Consider the following 20,290-nt stretch of genomic DNA (forward strand, 5'->3'; position numbering starts at 1 on the left):
CCTCGCTGCTCTGCTCGTGGCGGAATGATTTTTGCTTTGTTTGGTTAATTGATGTACAAAAAGTGTGCGTTAGTTTCAGGCCTGTCGTCTGATTTATGAGTTTGGGTGCGTTGATGCCAGAGAACAGATCTCAAGAAAATGGTTTTAGCCTGATCGAGCTTATGATCACGCTGGCGATCGCGGTGATCCTGTTAACCGTGGGCGTTCCCTCGTACAGTAACTTTGTTCAGGATGCGCGTCTTGACGCGGCCCAGGACTCCCTGCTTGCTGCTATGCAGTTTGCGCAGAGCGAAGCGCTGAAGCGTAACGAGCAGATCAAAGTTCAGCCAAAAACCTGTGGTGCGGGAGGATGTGACTGGTCCTCTGGGCTAAACGTGCTCCATCTTTCACCTGATCCTGATGTGGTCTTGAGAGAGACCGAGGCGTTGGATAACGTCACTCTGGCCTGTACCAGTGGTTGTGATTCCCTGACATTTTATGGCGATGGCGCGTTGACAGCAGCTGCTGCCGGCGCGCAGTTTTCGGCATGCACGCCTCAGGGTAATGGACGCGGATTTCAGGTTTACATGACGGGTAAAGTTAAAAAGGTGGCGGATACTGACGACGGAGATGCGGTGACAGGATGCTGATAACGGGGTTGTGTAGAAAGCGCGACAAACGCCAGCGAGGCTTTTCGATGATAGAAGCCCTGATAACCTTGTTGCTGTTTTCGATTGGCATGCTCGCGCTGGGAGCGATGTACGGACGTGGGCTTGCTGTCAGCCACTCAAGTTATCTGCGCTCGCTAGCCGCAATTCAGGCAGCCGATATGGCGGAGCGTATGCGGGCCAATCCTTTTGGTGCCGTTAACGTTTACGAATTGGCAGATAATGAATGCACTGCCGCTGCGCAGCCGGCATTACCGGCGAGCTGCTCAGGTGATTGTGAGGGCGATACCCTGACGCCGGATGAACTCGCGGGTTGGGATCTGAATGCATGGTGTAACTCGAATTTGGCACTGTTTGGCGGTTTGTTTAATACCGCGACGATAAAGCCGGACGACGCCAGTGCTCCCGATTATTATGACATCCAGATTTCCTGGGGTGAGCGCAGCGTTACCGGTAATAATCAAAAGTCGGTTCAAAACCAGACATTTACCTATAGGTTCAAACCATGAAAAGCCTAGCGTTGAGAAGGCAAGCGGGTATCTCGCTGATTGAGCTGATGATCTCCATGGTTATCGGTTTGATTCTGGTGTTGGGTGTGGTTCAGGCGTTGGTAATGAGCAGGTCTGCAGTTGTCAGTCAGGAGAGTATGGCGGGTATTGCGGAGAATGCGCGTATCGCGTTCGAAATTATGAACCGAGAACTGCGCATGGGAACGCTTACCGGGGTGACGGCTAACTCGGTCACTTTTGAGGCCGAAAATGGAGCAACCCTCACCTACGCGGTTAACGGGACCGATTTAGAGGTCAGTGGTAGTCCGCTGGTTGATGGCATTAATGGTTTTTCGGTGGCTTTTGGATACCGACCAACCGCCGGTAGTGACAATATTGTGTATTCTACCAACCCGGCTGATTTGCCGGCAGACTTGTCTGATGTGCTTCTTCTTCGGCTTGGATTGACGCTAGCGGACCCTGAGGATAGTGGGTCCGATTTGCATATGGGGCAGCGCACCATCACTCACACAGTCGCGCTGCGTGAACCTCTGCTAGCCGCCATTTCTGGTATAGCCTCTGGGTCCGGCGGCGGATCCGGTGGAGGTGGTTCCGGCGGTGGAGACTCCGGTGGCGGTGATTCCGGTGGTGGAGATTCCGGTGGCGGGGATTCCGGCAGTGGAGATTCCGGTGGTGGAGATTCCGGTGGCGGGGATTCCGGCGGTGGAGATTCCGGTGGCGGTGATTCCGGTGGCGGGGATTCCGGCAGTGGAGATTCCGGTGGTGGAGATTCCGGTGGCGGGGATTCCGGCGGTGGTGATCCCGAGACGTGTATGCTCACGGTGTCAGGGAGCGCTCAGCATAAGAATTCCGTTATGACGGTATCTGTCGATGGGGCTGAGGCGACATCGTGCAATGCATACGAGACCGGCTCCGGCAGCAATAAGCGAGCGGTTTACAATTGCAGTGTGGGCAGTACCGAATCTGGCCTGAGCATCTCAGTTTTTGATGACCACGGCAGTGGCGCGACACGGAGTGATACGCTCTCTTGCGCCGGAGATAGCTCGGTAGAGCTGGTGCTTGACTTCTAAGGAACGGACGAATGAAGAGAGATCAAGGCTTTACACTGATTGAGTTAATGATTGTTGTTGCTATCGTTGCGATTATAGCGGCAGTTGCTTTGCCCTCCTATTTTGCGCAGGTACGAGATTCCAAGCGTACAGAGGGGCAGGTGGCTTTGATGGATTTGGCCCAGCAGCTTGAGCGCTGTTTTACCCAGGACAATAGTTATAACGGCGCAAGTTGCCCGGCAGAAGGCGCGAATGGCAGCACCGAAAGCGGTTACTATGATCTGGAGATTGTGGCTGCGTCGACCGATGCCACCACTTATACGTTAACGGCAACGCCTACATTTGATGACCCGGACTGCGGTACCTTGACGCTTACCCAGACCGGAAGCAAAACCGCCAGTGGTGGCGGCGACTGTTGGTAGTTAATTAAAACCGGGAATCCCAGATGGAACGAATCAGATCCAAAGAGAGTGGGGCGGCTTTGATCATCGGGATGATTATCCTGACGATTATGGCTATTGCCGGTATATCCATGATGGATACGACACTGCAGGACGAGCGCAAGACCAGTAATGCCAACGCCAGGCTTCAGGCCTTTCTGGCAGCGGAGGCGGGCGTTAACGCGGCCCGGGACTATGTGCTCTCGCTGTCCGACTGGGACCCCAGCGGGTGCACGGTAGGTGATGCGTTCAATAGCATGTCGGGCGTTTCCTATGACAGTACCAATGGAACAAGCTACACCGTTACCATCAATGCCTGTAATTCCGACAGCGTTGAGTTGGCGAGTGTCGGTTCTCAGACGGGTACGAACTCTACGCGCACGATTTCGTTTCTGATGATGGCCGCTTCGGACCCGCCTGGTGGTGATCCTCCCGCTGCGATTACCTGTCTTGGCGGCCCCTGCACAATTGATCCGGGTAATGGCAATGATGCGCCTATTGATGGCCGTGACCACGATATGCCGGAAGACGGTTGCAGTGGTAACAGCTGCTGGATGGATCCGATTGAAGGCGGCGATGCCATTCCTTCGGTCTACCTGGACGACCCTGACAACAGTACGCTTGTTGGTGCCCCGGGTGCGAGCAAGACATCTTTCTGTGGTCAAGACAGTAGCGATCCTACCTCGACGGTATGTGGGAACGATATAAACACCACCGCTGTTTGGGATGCGGGCGATTATCCGGATGACCCTGATACGGGTGAATCGACAGCGCCGACTCAAGAGCAGTACTTTGGCGATAGTTCGTTGCTGGGGGATGTGCTTTCAAAAGCAGAAAGTGCTAACTCCACCTTGGGCACCCACGATACGCCCAAGGTGACCAAGATCGATACGGACACCAGCGTGAGCGGGAATAGCTATAACGCGGGGTATCTCGTGGTGGATGGGGCCGAGTTCAGCCGCAGTGGTACCGGTGTTTACGTAGGGCTGGTCGTTGTAACTGGCTGCGGAACGATCGCTAATAGCGGTAACTTTGTGGTCTATGGCGCTATCATTATTGATGGTACCGGGTGTGGTGATGACTATCAGCCCGTGACCGGAAACGGTACCATCGATGTCAAATACAGCTCGACAGCGCTGGGCTTTGTCAGCGGTTTTATCTTCGCTGGTGATCCTTACGTGGATGACTGGGTCGAGAGTATTGATCGTGCATCGGATGCCTGATCATTGGATCAGGCATTGAATTCCATGGTTTGGCCTGGAAGTTTTTCTTTTGTTATCACAAGCGGTTAGTAAAGCGCCCTCTCCCAATTGCGATGACCGCCCGGGAGAGGAGATCTCCCTCCTTGTCGTTCACAATATCAGCCTTCCCCCGGGCCAGTTCGGCGGCCCGGGTATCCGGCAGCTGTTCACCAACTGCCTGGATCCCGACGAGCATCCCTTCTACCGTGAAATCCATGAGCTGCGCGTCTCTGCCCATCTCCTGATTGACAGGGAAGGACAGGTAATCCAGTTTGTGCCCTTCGAAAAGCGGGCTTGGCATGCGGGCGTTTCTCAGTTTGAAGGGCGCGAGCGTTGCAACGATTTCTCCATCGGTATTGAGCTGGAGGGCGCGGATGACATTCCCTACACGGATATTCAGTATCAGGTGTTAGCGGATGTTACGCGCGAGTTGATGGCGCTTTACCCCGAGATAACACCGGATCGAATTGTTGGGCATTGTGATATTGCGCCTGGACGTAAGACCGACCCGGGGCCCGCGTTTGATTGGGAGCGGTATAGAAATTTAATTATCGGCTGATCAGGTTTTCCGGATTTCGCTTCGCTGCATCCGGGCGAAGACGCCAATTACGTTCCTTCCGGGCTACATTCGCGAATGATTTTCACTTATTATTAACCTTTGATTTTGCAGGTGCACAGCGCCGGGTGGGTGTTTGTGCCGGAGTGATCAGGGGACCTATGCGCGAGTTATTGGCGGTTGATGGGCTGAAATGCGCTTACCAGGGCCAGCCGGTTTTGGAGTCTGTCAGTTTTACGATAGAAGAGGGCGAGATCGCGTGTTTACTGGGTCCAAGTGGTTGCGGTAAGACGACGGTCCTGCGGGCAATCGCCGGCTTTATCGAGTTGCAGGCCGGTTCAATTCGGATTAACGGCGAGACGATTAGCAGTGCGCAGAGCATTGTGCCTCCAGAGCGTCGTGGAATGGGGATGGTTTTCCAGGATTACGCTCTATTCCCTCATTTGAGTATTGCGGACAACATCGCGTTTGGACTCAAGGGATTAAGCCGGCCCGAGAAAAATGCGGTGGTCGATGAGGTTCTGGCGCTGGTTGAGTTGCCAGACCTTGCCAAGCGCTACCCTCACGAGTTATCCGGTGGTCAGCAGCAGCGCGTTGCGCTGGCCCGTGCACTCGCGCCCAAGCCGCGTCTATTGTTGATGGATGAGCCGTTCTCCAATCTGGATACGGACCTGAGGCGTCAGCTTTCAGGTGAGATGCGCCGAATCCTCAAGAAGCAGGGCATCGCGTCGATCATGGTGACCCATGACCAACAGGAAGCGTTCACGATCAGTGACCGCCTGGGTGTTCTGTCGGCGGGCCGCGTGCAGCAGTGGGGGACTCCCGAAGAGCTGTTCTACCAGCCCAGTACACCTGAGGTCGCTGCGTTTGTTGGCAAGGGCGTTATGGTGGAAGGGAAGGCACTGGCGGCTGATCGGCTTCAGTGTGAGCTGGGTGATTTGGAGTTTGCCGAGCCTTTTGGTCCGGCGGATCTGGACGGTTGTCCGGTTCGCTTGTTTTTGCGCCCTACCGATATCCAGCTGTCGCGGGATGGTGGTGTGGAGGCCGAGGTGCTCAGCTGTGAATTCCAGGGGAGTCAGACCCTTTATCGACTGCGTTTGGACTCCGGGTTGGAGCTGGAGTCAGTTGAGGGGGGAATGCACCGTTACCCGATAGGTGAGCGGTTATGTGTTCATGTCGCTCCACATCGGCCGATTGTGTTCTTCAGTTAAGAGAGGTCTTATGTCTAATCGCCACCCACTGAAAGTGGGTCTCACCGGCGGTATCGGCAGTGGTAAGAGCGCCGCCGCCAGCCTGTTCGCGGCGCTTGGCGTTGATGTTGTCGATTCCGATGTGGTGGCGCGACAGGTGGTCGAGCCGGGTGAGGCGGCGCTTGATGAGATCGCTCTCCGCTTTGGGCCTGAGATTCTGCTCGCTTCCGGGGAGTTGAATCGTCGGGCGTTGCGGGAGATTATCTTTAATGATCCGGAACAGAAGCGCTGGCTCGAAGCGCTGTTGCATCCGTTGATCCGCGCGCGCACGGTTCAGGCGCTCGACTCATCAAGCTCTGCCTATGTGATACTGGTATCGCCGCTGCTCTTTGAGAGTGGTCAGGATGCGTTGGTTGATACGGTGGTTGTGGTTGATGTTGATGAGGCACACCAGCTTGATAGAACGAGTGCGCGGGATGAGGTTGATGCAAGACAGGTGCGCAGCATTATGGCGACTCAGCTGGCCGCTGAAGCGCGCAGGGCGCGCGCCGATTATCTCATTGATAACCGTGGAGACCTGGGCGCGCTGGAGAGTCAGGTGGCCAGTCTTCATCGGAAGCTGCTAGCATTGGCGCAAATGCGAGAGAAGGGAGCAGAGTAATGGGTCGCGAGATCAAGTGCCCTCAATGCGGCAAAGCGACAGTGTATAGCACCGATAATCCGTTTCGGCCTTTTTGCAGCAAGCGCTGCCGGTTGATCGACCTGGGCGAGTGGGCGAGCGAGGGGTACCAAATAGCCTCAGAGCCTGGCCTTGATGATTACAGTACAGGTCTGGAGCCGGAAGAGCAGCCATTTACACCGACGCGGCATTAATTTTCCCGGCATCCGCTGGCGCTTCTGCCGGGCTACAAAATAAGGACACAAAAAAGAGCGCCGGAGCGCTCTTTTTTAATGCCTGCAGAAAGACTGGATATTAGTCTTTCTGGCTGGCCAGTTGCTGCTTGATCAGGTCGCCGATAGTGGTCGGACCGGCCACTTCAACTTCCTGGTTACGAACAGCGTTGATCGCTTCTTTCTCTTCAGCCTGATCTTTCGCACGGATAGACAGGTTGATGCTGCGGTTGCGACGGTCAGCGCCAGTGATCTTGGCTTCAACGTTTTCACCGACAGACAGCACAGTGCTGGCGTCTTCGATGCGGTCAGTCGAGATCTCGGCAACCTTCAGGTAGCCTTCGATGCCTTCTGCCAGATCGATGACTGCACCCTTGGCGTCAACGCTCTTGACCGGAGCGGTTACGATAGAGCCTTTCGGGTGAGCTGCCAGGAATTCGCTGAACGGATCCGAAGCGAGCTGCTTGATACCCAGAGAGATACGCTCTTTCTCAGCGTCGATGGACAGGATAACCGCGTCCACTTCTTCGCCTTTCTTGAACTGACGCAGCGCAGTTTCCGGATCCGCATCCCAAGAGATGTCGGACATGTGAACCAGGCCGTCCAGGTCGTTATCCAGACCAACGAAGATACCGAAGTCGGTGATGGTCTTGATAGTGCCGCTGACACGGTCGCCGGCAGCGTACTGCTCGGAGAAGCCAACCCACGGGTTCTGGGTGCACTGCTTGATACCCAGGGAGATGCGGCGACGCTCTTCGTCCACATCCAGGATCATCACTTCTACCTCGTCACCGATGTTAACGATCTTGGACGGGTGGATGTTCTTGTTGGTCCAGGACATTTCGGAAACGTGTACCAGGCCTTCAACACCATCTTCGATGGAAGCGAAGCAGCCGTAGTCGGTCAGGTTGGTGACGCGAGCGGCAACCTTGGAGCCAGCCGGGTAACGAGCCTTGATGTCATCCCACGGATCAGCAGACAGCTGCTTGAGGCCCAGGGAGATACGGCCACTTTCTTTGTCGAACTTGATGATCTTGACGGTGATCTCGTCGCCCGGAGTCAGCATTTCGCTCGGGTGGGAGATACGCTTCCAAGCCATATCGGTGATGTGCAGCAGGCCGTCAACACCACCCAGATCGATGAATGCACCGTAGTTGGTGAGGTTCTTGACGAAACCTTTAGCGATCTGACCTTCTTCCAGGGTAGCCAGCAGCTCTTCACGCTGAGCGCTGTTAGCTTCCTGCAGAACCGCGCGGCGAGAAACAACGATGTTGTTACGCTTCGGGTCCAGCTTGATCAGTTTGAATTCCAGCTCTTTGCCTTCCAGGTGGTCAACGTCACGGATCGGGCGCACGTCAACCAGAGAGCCCGGCAGGAAGCCCTGGATGTTGTTGATGCTGACAGTGAAGCCGCCTTTGACCTTGCCGGAGATGTAACCTTTGACGGTTTCTTCGGCTTCGAACTTGGTCTGCAGAACTTCCCATGCTTCAGCGCGCTTCGCCTTTTCGCGGGACAGACGGGTTTCACCGAAGCCATCTTCAACCGCTTCCAGCGCGACCTTAACGGTGTCGCCGACTGCGATTTCGAGTTCGTTGGCATCGTTGATGAACTGTGAACGCGGGATAACGGCTTCAGATTTGAGGCCTGCGTTTACAGTTACCCAGTCGCTGTCGATATCGACAACTTCACCCATGACCAGGGTGCCCGGGGTCATAGCTACGTTTTGCAGGGATTCTTCAAACAGTTCAGCAAAGCTTTCGCTCATGAAAATGTCCTATTTTGCGCCGGGTAACCCCAATTTGGTCGGTTTTTCCGGCTTGCCAGCCTGTATCGTCAGCTATACAGGGTCGGTTATCGATAGTCATCCACAGCCCCACCGCGCTGACGTAGGTGGATCGCAGATGATAAAGTGGCAAAATTATACAGATCGGGCCGCTTCGTGAACAGCCCTAACGTGAATGGGATCAGCCTGCCGGGCCAGTGCTCAAACTGGCTTGCAGCTTTTTGCGCAGCGGGATCTGACAGGGCGGAAGCACGATATCCAGGTCTGCCTGAATCGCCTCCGACAGGTTTACAGAGTCGGGGTTCTCGAACCAGCGGGCGATATCCCGGGCTTCCTGGGCATTATTGGCTGCCAGCTCGACGGCGTTGCCGACGCAGAAACCGTAGGTGACCAGTTCTTCATCGATCAGCTCTTCACGCTGCCCATGGTCAAGCAACATGCGATTCGCTTCCATAAAGCGCTCATATTCCAGCAGGGCGGCGCTGGCCATCATCTCTATCCAGAACTTGCTGTAGCCCTGGGCTTCCCGCAAGTTGCCGATCTTTCTGGCGAGCTCCTGGCGAGTGCGTTCCAGCTCCTGGCTCAGCGTCTCTGGTGCGAACTGCTCATTCAGCGACTTGTACTGCTCCAGGGAATCCACCTGCTCCTCAAGTTGCGTTATCTGGTACTTCAACGCTTCGTTTTCGTCGAGCAGTTTTTCCTTGTCTTTTAGCAGGCCATCGATCACCTTCTCAACGGGCGACAGGTCATCTTCTGCAAAGGTGGCAGGGACTTGCTTTGCCCCCAGTTCGCCGGTCGACTCGGTGTAGGGGCTCACCGGTATAATCTCAAAGCCGAATTTTTGCAGTATCTCTTCGTTAGCTTGTTGCTGCGCTTGAATTGAATCCCAATAGACGAAAACAGCTGTGCCAATTGAGCCCAGCACCAAGGGCACCGCAACGGCGAGAACAATCGCTGTTTTACTGATTTTCATTCCTTTGCCTCAGTGAGTCATCCTGCTTTGCGCCGTTGTCTGGCGGCTGACCAAGTTCGCCATATCAAGCGTAATCGCTGCGGTTTCTCGTAATACCGCTTCGGAGTCCGGGTCGATCGGCAGCCCCTGTTCATCCTTCGGTCGCATATCGTCAAGGGCAGAGAGCGTTTCGGCAGGTTCCAGTCCCTTCGCTTTGCGGCGCTGGTTCTCTCGCGCCAGGAGGCGAGCTTCGGCCTCGTCACGCTCTTGGCGAAGCTTCTGCTCGTTTAGCGTGATTTTGTTGGCGCGTTTGCGGTCATGGAGATGGCTGACCTGATCTCGCATAAAAATAAAATCCGGGTTGTCGTCGGTGCGATCGTGGTGCCGCTGCGCGAGTTCAGGTACCAGGCTGCGTAGGGATGGAAAACGCCCGTAGCGCACAGGTTTGACCTGATCCCAGGGGAGGGCGGCATCCAGCGCGCTTTCGCCGATATCTTTCTCGTCGTAGAGCGCAGGAAAGTTGATATCGGGTTCAACGCCCCGGTGCTGTGTGCTCTCGCCGGAGATGCGGTAGAACTTGGAGTGGGTCATCTTAAGTTGCCCGTGATCGATGGGCTGTACGACCTGCACGGTTCCTTTGCCAAAAGTACGGTTGCCGACAACCAGGCCGCGCTGGTAATCCTGAATCGCACCGGCGAATATTTCGGAAGCCGATGCGCTCAGCCGATTGACCAGTATCGTTAACGGGCCGTTCCAGGCCACATCCGGATCAAAGTCGCCCAGGATATCCACCCGGCCTTCGGGGTCACGAATCTGGACGGTCGGGCCACGGCTAATGAAAAGCCCAACCAGCTCGTTGGCTTCTCGCAAAGAGCCGCCCCCGTTATCTCTCAGGTCGATGACGATGCCTTCAACCTGCTCACGTTTGAGCTCCTCGATCAGCTTACGGACGTCCCGCGTGGTGCTTTTGTAGTCAGGGTCGCCACGCTGCATCGCGGTGAAATCGATGTAGAAAGCGGGGATGGTGATGACGCCGATCTTGTGGGGCTCACCCTGCTGATCCAGCTCCAACACGCGACTCTTGGCGGCCTGTTCTTCGAGCTTCACGGTATTGCGCACCAGTCGTACTGTCTTGCGCAGCGTCTGGTCGACCGCATCGGCCGGGATGATCTGCAGACGTACAACGGTATCTTTGGGGCCGCGGATCAACTGGACCACATCATCCAGACGCCAGCCGACGATATCTTCAAACTCGCCATCCTCACCCTGGGCCACACCGACAATCAGGTCCGCCGGTTTCAATTGGCCGCTTTTCGATGCGGGGCCTGCCGGTACCAGCCTGACAATCTTGGTCATTTCGTCTTCACGTTGAAGCACCGCGCCGATCCCTTCAAGGGACAGGCTCATGTTGATGCGGAAGCTCTCGGCATTGACCGGCGAGAAATACTGGGTGTGCGGGTCGAATTCAGCGGTCAGTGTATTCACGTAGGCCTGGAATACGTCCTCGCTTTTGGCTTGTTCAGCGCGGCTTTTCTGGGCACGAAAGCGCTTGAGGAGCAGCTCGCGGGCTTCATCGACTTCCTTACCGGCGAGTTTCAGGCTCAGCAGATCGTTCTTCAGGCGCTTGCGCCAGAGATCGTTCATTTCAGCTTCTGTTTCGATCCAGGGGGCGCTGTCGCGTTCAAGATCGATCGATTCATCAACGGTAAAATCGTACTCGGTGTTTTCGTCTTCGAGCCGACTGATCAGAAAATCCAGACGCGAAAGTTGACGCTCTTCAAGGCGGTTGAAGAGGCCGTAGGCTGCGCTCAGGTCGCCACGTTTTACCTGATCATCGAGTTGACTGCGCAGGGTTTCGAACTCTCGAATATCCGATGCGTAGAAATAGCTGCGCGTCGGGTCCAGGCGTTCGAGGTATCGATCCAGCAACGAACTCGACAGGCTGTCGTTAATCTCGATCTGGTTATAGTGGCCCTCTTTGAGCGTGGTGATTACGTCCAGCAGTGTCTGGCGATATACCGGGTCGGGGTCGAGACGCGCCTGGGCGGAAAAACTGAAGGTGAGGGCGGTGGTGGCCAGCAGCGCGAGTAGCGCCCGGATTGGCTTTCTCATCTGAGCAATGGGCTCCTGATCGTACACAATATTAACCTCTACCTGTGACCTGCCCGGTGCCTTCTGGGTTCCCTTCTAGAGGCGTCACGACTGTCACTCGGAACCACCGAGTGTAGTCAGGGGCTCATGTAATGTAAAATCGTTGCGAATTCGCGAACTTGGGAGATGACATGCATTTTAGCAGACGCTGGCTGCTCGTGATTGCTGCACTGGGAGTGCTGGCCGGGTGTGGCGAGGACCCGGAGGAGGCCAAGTTCCGTCAAGAGCTGATCGACAAAGCACTCAATGATGAGACGCGCAAAGCGGGCGACGCGTTTTTGGCCCGCAATGCAGAGAAACCGGATGTTCAGGTAAAACCCTCCGGTCTTCAGTTCCGGGTTATCGAAACCGGCGACGGCGTATCTCCCGGACCCAAGGATGTGGTCACCGTTCACTATGAGGGCCGACGGATTGATGATGTGGTGTTCGACAGCTCCTACGAGCGCGACAAGCCCGCGAGATTTCCTTTAAATCAGGTTATTCAGGGTTGGAGCGAAGGGCTTCAGGATATGAAGGTTGGCGGCGTACGTGAACTCTATCTTCCCGCTGATTTAGCCTATGGTGCACGCAGCCCATCGCATCTGATACCGGCCAATTCGGCACTGATTTTCAAGGTGGAGCTGCTTGATGTGGAGCCTGCCGATTCCGCGACCGATCCGAACCAGGGGGAATAGGGAATGAACCTGCAGACTTTCAACAGTGATCTCTTCAGTTTTCTTGATGCATCGCCCAGTCCCTGGCATGCCGTTGAGTCGATGGCCGCCCGGTTGAACGCGGCCGGTTTTACAGAGCTGATGGAGCGCGATAACTGGCGTACAGAGCCGGGCAAAGGGTATTACGTGATTCGCAACGGCTCATCGATCATTGCCTGGCGGGCACCGCAAACGGCGGTTGAAACCTCCGGCTGGCGCCTGGTGGGCGCCCATACCGACTCGCCCTGTTTGCGTGTCAAACCTCAGCCGGAAGCTAACCGGAGCGATTATTTTCAGCTGGGTGTTGAGGTATATGGTGGTGCGCTCCTCAATCCCTGGTTTGACCGCGATCTATCCATCGCCGGACGTGTTAATTACCGGGATAGCCGTGGCGATTTGTGTCAGGCGCTGGTGAACTTTGAGCGGCCGGTGGCCACGATACCGAGCCTGGCGATCCATCTGGACCGGGAGGCGAACAAAAGCCGCAGTATCAATGCGCAGACTTATCTGCCGCCGGTGCTGGGGCAGGGCGGAGGTAAGCAAATGTTCCGTGATCTGTTGGCTCAGCAGCTGAGTGTTCAGGGTGTGGCCGATGTGGATCGCGTGCTCGATTACGAGCTCTGTTTTTACGATGTGCAGGGGGCCGGCCAGGTGGGACTGGAGGGTGAGTTTATCGCCTCTGCACGTCTTGATAACCTGCTCAGCTGTTATATCGGCTTGCAGGCATTGCTGGCCTCTTCGGCTGGTGAAGGGCAGGTGCTGGTCTGCAACGACCATGAAGAAGTCGGCAGCATGAGTGCAGCCGGGGCGCAGGGGCCGATGCTCAAGCAGTGGCTGGAACGGTTGATGCCGGAGGCTCAGGCCCGTAACCGCGCCTTGGCCAGCTCCATGATGATCTCGGCGGATAACGCCCATGCGCTGCATCCCAACTTCATGGATAAGCATGACGAGAACCATGGGCCCTTGATCAATGGCGGGCCGGTGATCAAGATTAATGCGAATCAACGTTATGCCAGTAACAGCGAGACCAGTTCGCTGTTTCGCGAGCTGGCGGCTCAGGTTGAAGAGCCGGTCCAATCATTTGTTGTGCGCTCCGATATGGGGTGTGGCAGCACGATTGGCCCTATCACCGCGGCAGAGCTGGGTGTACGTACGCTGGATATCGGTGTGCCTCAGTTTGCCATGCACTCCATCAGGGAACTTGCCGGCAGCCGTGATGCGTACTCGCTCTTCCGCATACTGAAGCCGTTTTATGAACTAGAAAGTGTGTAAACACCGTGGAGGGCAAGGATGCCTACAATTTCAGAGTTTTTCGGCATCGTTATCAGGATGTATTATGATGATCACAGCCCACCGCATTTCCACGCTTATTATGGTGATCAAGCAGCCTTGATCAGTATTGAAACATTGGAGTTGATCGAAGGCTCGCTATCGAAACGCGCGACAGCGATGGTGCTGGAATGGGCCCAGGCACACCGTGAGGAACTGAAAGCCGATTGGGCTTTGGCTGAAAAGCATCAACCTCTTGAGAAAATCGCGCCTCTGGAGTGATTACATGCATAAAGTGACAAGTGTTCGAGTTAAGCCTGGATACGTATTGGTGTTGACGTTTGAGGATGGTACGGAGGGTGAGGTTTCCGTTGCGGATCGTTTGTTTGGCCCCATGTTCGAACCTTTGAAAGACCCAGAGTTCTTTGCTCAAGTCCGTGTCGACAAATTTGGTGCTGTGTGTTGGCCCAATGAAGCTGATCTTGCGCCGGATGCCCTCTATCAGAAAGTCAGGTCTGCTGCATAACAGGATTGCTGCGACTCCCCATTTATTTGAGAACTTCTAGGCTTGTGCCATCCTGAATAGGGAGAGAAAAACTCTCCGCGACTGTGCTTCAGGAGGCCGCTATGGGACGGGCGATCCGCTCAGCCGATTTTTCCGAACGTTCGATTCAGCGCTTCAAAAAGCGCCTCAACTGTGAACTTGAAGTGCTGGGCCGGCTGCTTGCTACACCCGGGTTCGGGGAGGGAGATCGCAGTTTTGGTGCCGAGCTTGAGCTCTACCTTGTTAATGCTCAGGGGCGCCCGGTGGGATGCAATGCCGAAGTTCAGGAGGCACTGAAAAAACCGCAGGTGACGCTGGAGCTTAACCGCTACAACATTGAGTACAACCTGTCGCCGGTGCCTGTGCGGGGTCGGCCGTTCGCAGCTACCGAACAGCAGATTCTCGATGCGTTCGCGATGCTCGATAGTGCTGCGGACGAGCATGGTGCCCGGGTGTTACTCATCGGTATTCTGCCAACACTGAAGCGTCGTGATTTCGGGCCGCGTAATATGACCGATCTGGCCCGCTATCACTGTTTGACCCAGCGCCTGGCGGACCTGCGCGGCAAGCTGTTTTCGATCCGCATCAATGGTGAAGAGCCTGTTGAACTCCGTTCCCGGGATCTGACGCTGGAAGGTGCCAACACCTCATTGCAGTTGCACTATCGGGTGGAGCCTGCCAACTACGCCCGCATTTTCAACGCGGTGCAGTTGGCTACGCCCATAGCATTAGGCATTGCTGTGAATTCGCCGTTTATGGTCGGTAAACGGCTCTGGCAGGAAACCCGGATTCCCCTGTTTAAGCACGCGATCGATGGCTACACGCGTGACTTGAGAGACGCACATCTGCCCTCACGTGTGGACTTTGGTAACGGATGGGTGAGGGAGGGGGTACATGAGCTTTTTGCCGAGAATGTGCGCCTGCATGAGCCGCTGCTGCCGATCTGCAATCGCAATAATCCGGAACGGTTGTTGGAGGAGGGCGAGATACCCGATCTTCCTGAACTGCAACTGCATCAGGGGACCGTCTGGCCCTGGAATCGCGCAATTTACGATGCAGCGGATGGCGGTCACCTGCGGATCGAATTAAGAGCCCTGCCCGCGGGGCCAACCGCCTGCGATATGATGGCTAATGCTGCGTTTTTGATCGGACTCAGTGAGGGGCTCGCGCCGGAGATGGAGCGTTACATTCCGGCCATGCCCTACCAAACCCTGGTTTACAACTTTTACCGGGCTGCCGAGCATGGGATGCAGGCCCAGCTTTTCTGGCCCGCACAATCTGGAGGCTTCGAAGAGTTGACCGTTCTGGAGCTGGCGCGGCGGCTGTTACCCGTTGCCTATCAGGGGCTTGAGCGAGCCGGGATTTACAAACGCGACAGAGACCACTACCTGGGTCTGATCGAAGAACGTTTGAGCGCAGGCCAGACCGGGGCGTCCTGGCAGCTACGCCAGTTCAACCGCCTTTTCCGCTCGAACAAGCGACATATTGCGCTAAGCAAAATGGTTCGGGGTTATATGGAGTACAGTCACCAGAATATCCCCGTTGCTCAATGGAAGGATATAACGTGACCACAGAAAACGACCCGATTCGAATTATAGAGGCACCGAGTTCGGCAAGCTGGGCGAGTGATGCGGCTGCTTTTCTCGAGCAGCTGGGTGGGGCCGCCATGATCATTGTTCCGGGGCGGGATCGATCGCGCACGCGGGCTGTTTGCACCTTGTTGCATGGCAATGAGCCGTCGGGCCTGCGTGCGTTGCATCGTTTCCTGCGTTCGGGGCATCAGCCGGCCGTCAATCTGATCTGCTTCATCCCCGCCGTTGAGACAGCACTGCATGAGCAGCTGCATCAGCACCGCTACCTGCCCGGTGAGCGGGATATGAATCGCTGTTTTTTGCCGCCCTATAATGACCGTCCAGGGCGAATCGCCGAACGGCTGCTGCAGTTGATCGCTGCTTTCCGGCCGGAGTGTCTGGTCGATATTCACAACACCTCCGGTGCGGGGCCGGCCTTTGGCGTCGTTGCCCATGAGGATGAACAGCACGAGGCACTGGTCTCTCTGTTCACGAAGCATCTGGTCGTGACCGATATTCGTCTGGGGGCGCTGATGGAGATGAGCCGCCCGGAGATGCCGATAGTGACCGTGGAGTGTGGTGGTGCCGGCGATACCCGCGCCGATCGTGTCGCGTTCGAGGGATTGATGCGCTATGTGGATGATGATCAGGTTTTGAAATTAGCGCGTGGCACCCATCTGGAGATCTACCATACCCCGGCGCGACTTGAACTGATCGATGATGCGCAGCTCGCCTTTGCGACCCGGCCTGTGCCCGGCGCCGATCTGACCGTTCCGCCGGATCTCGAGCGATTTAACTTCGGAACGGCTCCGGCCGGTACGTTTATCGGTTGGTTGGCACCCGGCGAGGCGCCGGCTCAAAAACTGAGGGCGCGCAGTGGTTCTGGCGTTGATCGCTTTACGGAACTGTTTCGGATTGATCAGGGACGTCTGGTGACGGCGCAGCCGCTCAAACTGTTTATGATTACGCACAGGCCCGACATCGCCAAAAGCGATTGCCTTCTCTATGCCGCGCCGGAAAGTGGTCACAGTCGTCTGTGACCACGGTTGCCGTGATTTAGACCATCGCCGGGTAATCGGTATAACCGGTAGGTGTTGACGCGTAGAAGGTGCTGGGATCGGGTTTGTTCAGCTCAGCCTGTTGCTGCGCCCTTTGAGCAAGATCCGGGTTGGCGATGTAAAGCACGCCAAACGCCACCGCATCCGCGTTACCTTCATTGATCCAGGCTTCTGCGCTGTCCGGCGTAAAGCGTTCATTGGCAATAAATACCCCGCCGAATTCCTGTTTCAGTGTTGGTCCGAGGCTGTCTTCTCCAACCTTTTCGCGTGCGCAGATAAAGGCCAGGTTTCGCTTACCGAGTTCACGGGCGACATAGGTGTAGGTGGCACTCAGGTTGCTGTCATGCATATCGTGCGCATCGGCACGGGGTGAGAGGTGCATTCCGACACGATCACTGCCCCAGACCTCAACGACGGCATCGGCTACCTCAAGCATCAGGCGTGCGCGGTTCTCCAGAGAGCCGCCGTAGGCATCGGTGCGCTGGTTGGTACCTTCGAGCAGGAACTGCTCCAGCAGATAGCCATTGGCACCGTGAATCTCGACGCCGTCGAAACCAGCCGCTTTCGCGTTGATAGCCCCCTGGCGGTAAGCCTCGACAATACCGGCGATCTCGTCCGTTTCCAGTGCGCGAGGTGTTACGTAGGACTTTTCCGGGCGTACCAGGCTGACCGTACCTGCCGGTTGAATAGCACTGGGAGCAACGGGGTCTCGGCCATCCAGGTATATCGGGTCTGAGATGCGGCCCACATGCCAGAGCTGCAGAACAATCCGCCCGCCTTCAGCGTGAACCGCTTCGGTGACCCGCTTCCAGCCCTCGACCTGCTCATCGGACCAGATTCCGGGTGTGTTGGGGTAGCCCACGCCCATGGGGCAGACCGACGTGGCTTCTGAAATGATCAGGCCGGCACCCGCCCGCTGGCGGTAGTACTCCACCATTAAGTCACCGGGGATTCGACCGGCCTCGGCCCTGCAGCGGGTCAAAGGTGCCATGACGAATCGGTTGGGTAGCTCAAGTGCGCCGACGGTTAACGGCTCGAACATTTTACTCATCAGTTATAACCCCTTTGATTTGCGAATTTTCCCGAACTTCGTGATATTCCGTCCGGTACACACGTCTGTGCAGCCCGGCAGGAGCCGAAGGCGGATGCCGGGGGCTACAGAGTCTGCTCCAGGGCGTCGAGAAACGCCTTAATCGTTTCTTCATTGCGCTTGAAGTAGACCCACTGGCCGACCTTGCGTGTTGTGACCAGGTTGGCTTTCTGCAACGTCGACAGGTGCGCCGAAGTCGTGGATTGGGATAGCCCGGTTTTCTTGTCGATCATGCCGGCACACACGCCGTAGTCCAATGGATGCGCCTGATCTGAAAACCAGCGCTCGGGTTCCTTCAGCCATGCCAGAATCTGGCGGCGGACCGGGTGTGCCAGGGCTTTGGTCGCGGTGTCGATTTCGTTGCTGTCAGTCATTTCAATATCGATTTTTTTCGAAATATATATCGAATTATTTGGATATACAAGCAGGGGTTTATCCGAAGTATGCCAGAAATCGGGATCGGATAGTTCCCGGCAGAGCCGAAGGAGGATGCCGGGACGGAATCAGGACGCTTTTGCTATCACCTGGGTGGGACGCTTTTTGCCTCTGCGCTCGTTAATCAACGGTACACACTGGTGGTCATCCCGGTAGATCACTTCGCAGTCGTAACACTGGATGCATTCGCTGTAGTTGATTCTGCCTGAGGGCTCTATCGCGCGGATTCCGCACCGGTTGGCGCAAAGCTGACAGGGGCTGCCACACTCCTCACGTCTTGGTAACCAGCGGAAAACATGTAGTTTCCCGACCACGGCAAAGAAGGCACCGAGGGGGCACAGGTAGCGGCAGAAAAACTTGTGAATGAAGAGCCCCGCGATGAGCAGCAACAGGGCGTAGATCACAAATGGCCACTCGCGCACAAAACCCATGGTGATGGCGGTTTTGAAGGGTTCCACCTCGGCACCGCGTTCGGCGGCGCTCAGTGAATAAAAGCTGACGCCGACCAGTCCGGCTAAAAGCAGGTACTTGATGGCCCAGAGACGGCGATGAATTTTGAAGGGTATGCGGCGCTGTTTGATCTTCATCTTTTTGGCGATTTCACCCACGAGCTCCTGCAACGCGCCGAACGGGCAAAGCCAGCCGCAAAAATAGCCGCGTCCCCATAGGACCAGAGTTAACAGGACATAGCACCAGAGGATAAAGATGACCGGATCGATCATCAGAACCGATGAGTCTGCGCTGCCTGCGACGACTCTCAGGATGGTAAAAACGTTGGTTATCGACAGCTGACCCTGGGTCAGATAACCGATAAACACCAGTGTGTAGGCCAGGTAGCCCCAGCGAATAGCCTTGAAGCGTGTGTTATCCGCCGTTACCCAGCGATGCCCGAAGATAATAGCCGTTAACAACAGGAGGCCAATGGTGAGCACGGCGATTTTCAGGGCGCTGTCTTGCCAGATTTGCACCCACAACGGTGTGCTCTTAGTGGTTTGAGGCTCCTCGACAATGAACAGCCGTTCAGGCAGTTGGTACTCCGCGGCAAAGGTACGAATCTCATCCGGCCTCAGATAGCCTTGGGGGCGGTTAACGACAAGTTTGAGAGTCCAGGGGGAGGCCGGGTCGAAGCCGGCACCACGTTTGATCCGAAACAGTCGAAACTCTTCAAAGTCGGGCATTGCTGAAGGCTGCTGCGGTTCAATCACGTTGTAAAAGTCCAGGTCTCGCAACTCGACCTGAATGCCATTTTGTTCAAGCGCCAGACGGTCTGGCGGTGTGCCGCGCACAAAGTCATCACCCAGAATCGAATAGGGGCCCCGGTTCATAACCAGAATTGCATGCTCGCCCGGCTCCAGCTTCTCCTTCATCAGGCGCTGGTAGTGCGCATCACCGAGCAGGTAACGGCCTGTGCTCGGGGTGTTCAGGTAGGCAAACTGGAGGTCGATGAAGTTTTCACTGTTCGGGTTATCTTCGCTCTGGCCGTCGAAGGCGTTATCAACGTCGCTCTGGCTGAGTGTCAGTGAGCGGACCCAGTTATTTTCGGTGAGTTGCGGCCAGTCCAGCGGTTCATATAAGTCCTCACGGACTTTGGCAGGTGGTTTGCGATAGGGGATCAGTCCCGTCGCCTGGGCTGCCTGGATAGCGGACAGCATCACGGTTTCGTTCAGGACGATGGCAGAGACTGTCGCTTTGGTGATTCCGTCTATATAAACGTTACTGCCAGAGTGTTTGTCCCGAACCGTGGCACTGGTGACCTTGATGGTGTGGCGCAGATCCAGACCCGGGTATTGATCGGTAAAGCGGTGCATGGGCTCGGGGCCCAGGCCATGCAGAAAAATGGGCTCATGGTGTTCCAGTACTTTTACGCCTTTGTAGAGCCCATCCCGATCGATACCGACCAGCAACTGGTAAGGGGCACCGGAGAAACCGGGAGGCGTCACATAATCGCTGGAAAGAAAGGCGTAGCCAATGAGTTCAGTGACCTGATAGACCGGCCAGACGGGCGGATCATCCTGGTGTGGCTTAATCTCGGTGGCTTGCGGAAAGATCTCCTTGATCAGCTCCGGAATTGGCCGGTTGTCAGTATCCGGTTGAGCCATGGCTGGGGTATTCAAGGCTCCCGGGGCCAACAACAAAACGAGCGCCACGCTCAGGCGCTTTGATAAGAGCCGCATACCTGCACCCTCTGGTTCTTTATTGTTATCCTGACCAGAGTGTCAGAG

The 20,290-nt window shown here is 56.0% G+C and carries 21 protein-coding genes; 15 read left to right on the forward strand and 6 right to left on the reverse strand.

Annotated elements, in window-relative coordinates:
* Positions 1-113: 113 nt before the first annotated feature.
* The 9 genes from G403_RS0100460 to G403_RS0100500 all read left to right on the forward strand — a co-directional run bounded on the left by G403_RS0100460 (position 114) and on the right by G403_RS0100500 (position 6,505).
* Complete coding sequence (locus G403_RS0100460) at positions 114-629, forward strand: GspH/FimT family pseudopilin (protein ID WP_169719870.1); 516 nt, start codon at positions 114-116, stop codon at positions 627-629.
* Positions 623-1,156, forward strand: coding sequence for a type IV pilus modification protein PilV (gene pilV / locus G403_RS24240; protein WP_051298295.1), 534 nt, complete (start codon positions 623-625; stop codon positions 1,154-1,156). Before G403_RS0100460 ends, pilV begins: the two co-directional genes overlap by 7 nt.
* On the forward strand, positions 1,153-2,226 hold the full coding sequence (locus G403_RS0100470; RefSeq protein WP_027852255.1) for a PilW family protein: 1,074 nt from the start codon (positions 1,153-1,155) through the stop codon (positions 2,224-2,226). The genes pilV and G403_RS0100470 overlap by 4 nt, the downstream gene beginning before the upstream one ends.
* 11 nt (positions 2,227-2,237) lie before the next feature.
* Positions 2,238-2,627 carry a type IV pilin protein gene (locus G403_RS25745; protein WP_027852256.1) on the forward strand — a complete coding sequence of 130 codons (390 nt, stop codon included), beginning with the start codon at positions 2,238-2,240 and terminating at the stop codon, positions 2,625-2,627.
* A 23-nt stretch (positions 2,628-2,650) separates the two neighbouring features.
* A complete protein-coding gene (locus G403_RS0100480) occupies positions 2,651-3,868 on the forward strand; it encodes a pilus assembly PilX family protein (protein WP_027852257.1) in 1,218 nt (405 codons plus the stop codon).
* 49 nt (positions 3,869-3,917) lie between these two features.
* A complete protein-coding gene (ampD, locus tag G403_RS0100485; RefSeq protein WP_027852258.1) occupies positions 3,918-4,445 on the forward strand; it encodes a 1,6-anhydro-N-acetylmuramyl-L-alanine amidase AmpD in 528 nt (175 codons plus the stop codon).
* A gap of 158 nt (positions 4,446-4,603) precedes the next feature.
* A complete protein-coding gene (locus tag G403_RS0100490; RefSeq protein ID WP_027852259.1) occupies positions 4,604-5,653 on the forward strand; it encodes an ABC transporter ATP-binding protein in 1,050 nt (349 codons plus the stop codon).
* Between the two features lie 10 nt (positions 5,654-5,663).
* Positions 5,664-6,293, forward strand: coding sequence for a dephospho-CoA kinase (coaE, locus tag G403_RS21615; RefSeq protein ID WP_036231925.1), 630 nt, complete (start codon positions 5,664-5,666; stop codon positions 6,291-6,293).
* Positions 6,293-6,505, forward strand: coding sequence for a DNA gyrase inhibitor YacG (locus tag G403_RS0100500; RefSeq protein WP_036231927.1), 213 nt, complete (start codon positions 6,293-6,295; stop codon positions 6,503-6,505). Before coaE ends, G403_RS0100500 begins: the two co-directional genes overlap by 1 nt.
* Positions 6,506-6,605: 100 nt before the next feature.
* Here G403_RS0100500 and rpsA read toward each other — a convergent pair whose 3' ends face one another.
* The 3 genes from rpsA to G403_RS21620 form a co-directional block, all read right to left on the reverse strand.
* On the reverse strand, positions 6,606-8,288 hold the full coding sequence (gene rpsA, locus G403_RS0100505) for a 30S ribosomal protein S1 (RefSeq protein WP_036231929.1): 1,683 nt from the start codon (positions 8,286-8,288) through the stop codon (positions 6,606-6,608).
* Between the two features lie 199 nt (positions 8,289-8,487).
* Positions 8,488-9,279 (reverse strand): hypothetical protein, encoded by a 792-nt coding sequence (locus G403_RS0100510; protein ID WP_027852262.1) that lies wholly within the window; start codon positions 9,277-9,279, stop codon positions 8,488-8,490.
* Positions 9,280-9,288: 9 nt separating this feature from the next.
* On the reverse strand, positions 9,289-11,370 hold the full coding sequence (locus G403_RS21620; protein ID WP_036231932.1) for a carboxy terminal-processing peptidase: 2,082 nt from the start codon (positions 11,368-11,370) through the stop codon (positions 9,289-9,291).
* A gap of 170 nt (positions 11,371-11,540) precedes the next feature.
* Here G403_RS21620 and G403_RS0100520 point away from each other — a divergent pair, with 170 nt between their 5' ends.
* The 6 genes from G403_RS0100520 to G403_RS0100545 all read left to right on the forward strand — a co-directional run bounded on the left by G403_RS0100520 (position 11,541) and on the right by G403_RS0100545 (position 16,525).
* On the forward strand, positions 11,541-12,083 hold the full coding sequence (locus tag G403_RS0100520) for an FKBP-type peptidyl-prolyl cis-trans isomerase (protein ID WP_027852263.1): 543 nt from the start codon (positions 11,541-11,543) through the stop codon (positions 12,081-12,083).
* Between the two features lie 3 nt (positions 12,084-12,086).
* Positions 12,087-13,373, forward strand: coding sequence for a M18 family aminopeptidase (locus tag G403_RS0100525; RefSeq protein WP_027852264.1), 1,287 nt, complete (start codon positions 12,087-12,089; stop codon positions 13,371-13,373).
* Positions 13,374-13,391: 18 nt separating this feature from the next.
* A complete protein-coding gene (locus G403_RS0100530) occupies positions 13,392-13,652 on the forward strand; it encodes a DUF4160 domain-containing protein (RefSeq protein WP_027852265.1) in 261 nt (86 codons plus the stop codon).
* A gap of 4 nt (positions 13,653-13,656) precedes the next feature.
* A complete protein-coding gene (locus G403_RS0100535; protein WP_027852266.1) occupies positions 13,657-13,896 on the forward strand; it encodes a DUF2442 domain-containing protein in 240 nt (79 codons plus the stop codon).
* A 101-nt stretch (positions 13,897-13,997) separates the two neighbouring features.
* Positions 13,998-15,482, forward strand: a complete 1,485-nt coding sequence (locus G403_RS0100540; RefSeq protein WP_027852267.1) for a glutamate-cysteine ligase family protein — start codon at positions 13,998-14,000, stop codon at positions 15,480-15,482.
* Positions 15,479-16,525 (forward strand): M14 family metallopeptidase, encoded by a 1,047-nt coding sequence (locus G403_RS0100545; protein WP_027852268.1) that lies wholly within the window; start codon positions 15,479-15,481, stop codon positions 16,523-16,525. The genes G403_RS0100540 and G403_RS0100545 overlap by 4 nt, the downstream gene beginning before the upstream one ends.
* 16 nt (positions 16,526-16,541) lie before the next feature.
* On the opposite strand, the gene G403_RS0100550 is transcribed toward G403_RS0100545, so the two are convergent.
* From G403_RS0100550 to G403_RS0100560, 3 genes are all read right to left on the reverse strand, one after another.
* Positions 16,542-17,594 (reverse strand): alkene reductase, encoded by a 1,053-nt coding sequence (locus G403_RS0100550; protein ID WP_027852269.1) that lies wholly within the window; start codon positions 17,592-17,594, stop codon positions 16,542-16,544.
* A 104-nt stretch (positions 17,595-17,698) separates the two neighbouring features.
* The gene (locus tag G403_RS0100555) at positions 17,699-18,007 is read right to left on the reverse strand and encodes an ArsR/SmtB family transcription factor (protein ID WP_027852270.1); all 309 of its coding nucleotides are present in this window, start codon (positions 18,005-18,007) and stop codon (positions 17,699-17,701) included.
* A 129-nt stretch (positions 18,008-18,136) separates the two neighbouring features.
* The gene (locus tag G403_RS0100560; RefSeq protein ID WP_027852271.1) at positions 18,137-20,242 is read right to left on the reverse strand and encodes a NosR/NirI family protein; all 2,106 of its coding nucleotides are present in this window, start codon (positions 20,240-20,242) and stop codon (positions 18,137-18,139) included.
* Between the last annotated feature and the right edge of the window lie 48 nt (positions 20,243-20,290).

Source organism: Marinobacterium litorale DSM 23545 (assembly GCF_000428985.1).
Classification (GTDB): domain Bacteria; phylum Pseudomonadota; class Gammaproteobacteria; order Pseudomonadales; family Balneatricaceae; genus Marinobacterium_D; species Marinobacterium_D litorale.